This is a genomic window from Streptomyces sp. (assembly GCF_035563135.1).
Lineage (GTDB): Bacteria > Actinomycetota > Actinomycetes > Streptomycetales > Streptomycetaceae > Streptomyces.
Genome location: NZ_DATMVN010000054.1, coordinates 1 through 2,220, shown reverse-complemented (window position 1 = coordinate 2,220; position 2,220 = coordinate 1). Strand labels below are relative to the sequence as shown.

Below are 2,220 nucleotides of genomic sequence, written 5' to 3'. Positions count from 1 at the left end.
CAGAGCAGGATGACGCCGAGGCCGCTTGCGGCTTCCCGACCGGAGCCCCACCGGAACAGGGCGTAGGCCAGGAGCAGCGCCGCGGCCGTGCTGTTCAGCGGGGCGCCTTGCGACCCGGTGACGATTCTGACGACGTCGACGGTCGTCAACGTGCCGAAGCAGACCGCAACCGCGACGAGCGGGTGCGTGCGCCGCCACGGCAACGGGCCGATGACCGCGAGCGCGTAGAGCAGCAGCACCGGGCGGGGCGCCAGGTCCTGGCGAAACACCACTTCTCCCACGGACCAGCCGACCAGCGCTGCGACCAAAGCCCAGTCCCGCGGCTCCCGGTCCGGGGCATTCGTGGGTCGAGGTTCGGCCCACAACGAGCGCAGTGCGCTGCTGGCCATCTGATCAGCCTAGGCAGCCCCCGGGCTCGGCGTATCAGCCGAAAGTACAGGAGCTCGGCTGTGCCAACGGCCAGGTCGAATCAGGCTCCGGGGCTGATGTGCCCGCCGCCGGCAGCCGTGAGGGTGGAAGCACCCACCCGATCAAGCCAAGGAGCCTTGTGATGAGAACGCCTCAATCCCACACCGCACGAGAGAATCGGCGATCCCACAGCGCCTTGGAAGATCTGAGCATCCCCGTGCAGGCGAAACTCGCAGCAGCGTGGACCAGCTTCATGTTCCTGTACATCTACGTCGACTACTTCCACCTTCACAAGCCCGGCGTCATCGACGACCTCCGCGCCGGCGTCATCTTTGTGCTCGACATCAGCCCGGCGTTGTTGACGATGATGCTCGCGTCCGTGGCGATCCCGGCCCTGATGGTGATGCTCTCCATGACGCTTCCCGCCCGGGTGAACCGCGCCACGAACCTCGCCGTTGCATCGCTGTACATCCCCTACTCGATGATCAACGCGCTAGGTGAGTCCTGGGACTGGGCCCTCTTCTACGGCCTCTCCATCGGAATCGAGCTGCTGCTCCTGGCCTTCATCCTGCGCTCCGCCTGGACTTGGCCACGCCGCACCGCATCACCGGCGACCCTGGCAGTCAGCCTCGACAGCGAGCCACTCCGCACGCCGCAGCAGGCGTGACTGCCCGCCCCGCGTCCGACCATCCTTCGCTCGCGCCACCCGCGGGCACGGTCACCTGCCTCAGCGTTCGCTGCTGAGCTCGGTCCGATCCCATCCCATCCCCCAGAACGGTTCCCGTCATGATCGAGGCGCATGAGCTGCCCAAGCGGTACGGCGACACCACCGCCGTGCACTCCCTCAGCTTCACGATCCCGCCCGGGACCGTCACCGTGTTCCTCGGCCCGAACGGCGCCAGCAAGTCCAGGACCCATGCGCATGATCATGGGACTGGACCGGCCGGCGTCGGGCGCCGTTACCGTCAACGGCCAGTAATACCGGCAGCACCGTGCCCGCTACGCGAGGTCGGCGCCCTGCTGGAGGCAAGCGCCGTGCACCCCGGCCGCAGCGCCCGCTCGCATCTGCGCGCCATGGCCGCCACCCACAACATCAAGGCCTCCCGGGTCGGCGAGGTCATCGAAACTCCGCCGTCCGCCACCTTCACAATACCCCCGACCAACTGATCCGGATTCCCGGATCGGGGCGCGGGCCCCGAGCGTCGATCCTCCACAGAGTGAGGACCACCGAGTCGGGAGTCAGGTCAGCCCGCGCAGACCGCGCGGGCTCGCCGAGGGCCGCCCTGGTGGCCGGAGTCAGACCCAGCCGTTCGGCCGCGAGCGCGAGCATTTCGCTGTCGCCGGGTGCCACGAGCAGGTACACGGCCTCCGCGAGCTCCTGCCGATCGTCAGACAGCTCCGCCGCTCGGAAGACGTCCACGCTGCCGACCTCACCCGTCCACGTCGGCGGGCGCAAGCGGCGCGTCCGAGCGTTCGGGTGAGCGACACCGCGACGCCGGCCCTACGGCGCCACCGTGACCGTGCTGGTCCAGCCGGGGCAGGCCGCACGAGCCGCTGGTCCTCGAGCTGCAGCTCTGGCGGGCGGCCGGCATATTCGTCACGAGCTCTCGGGAAGCCGGCGGCAGGGTCGCCGACCGCCCCGTCCGGGCTCGTGCCGAGCCCGGCGGGGTCTGGCGGACCGTTCACCTGGTGCCCTCTACCGACACGCTGCGCGGGCGGGGCGGCTCGCTCGCCCGGTCACCACGTGCAGGACGCTTGCACGCTCAGTTCCGAAGGTCGCTCCACCAGCCCTACGAGGGCTCGGTCCTGGTG

At 69.5% G+C, this 2,220-nt stretch carries 3 protein-coding genes and 1 pseudogene; 2 read left to right on the top strand and 2 right to left on the bottom strand.

The genetic code is table 11. The annotated features are described in order from the left end of the window. Positions 1–389: pseudogene (locus VN520_RS02335) on the bottom strand (hypothetical protein); the annotation flags it as partial. Positions 390–604: 215 nt separating this feature from the next. Between VN520_RS02335 and VN520_RS02330 the strand changes: the two are divergent. Continuing rightward, on the top strand, positions 605–1,075 hold the full coding sequence (locus tag VN520_RS02330) for a DUF6326 family protein (protein WP_325745132.1): 471 nt from the start codon (positions 605–607) through the stop codon (positions 1,073–1,075). A gap of 119 nt (positions 1,076–1,194) precedes the next feature. Next, the gene (locus VN520_RS02325) at positions 1,195–1,575 is read left to right on the top strand and encodes a hypothetical protein (RefSeq protein WP_414719753.1); all 381 of its coding nucleotides are present in this window, start codon (positions 1,195–1,197) and stop codon (positions 1,573–1,575) included. Here the strand turns inward: VN520_RS02325 and VN520_RS02320 are convergent. After that, the gene (locus tag VN520_RS02320) at positions 1,553–1,828 is read right to left on the bottom strand and encodes a hypothetical protein (protein ID WP_325745131.1); all 276 of its coding nucleotides are present in this window, start codon (positions 1,826–1,828) and stop codon (positions 1,553–1,555) included. The two genes, VN520_RS02325 and VN520_RS02320, sit on opposite strands and share 23 nt — an antisense overlap. Positions 1,829–2,220 lie beyond the last annotated feature (392 nt).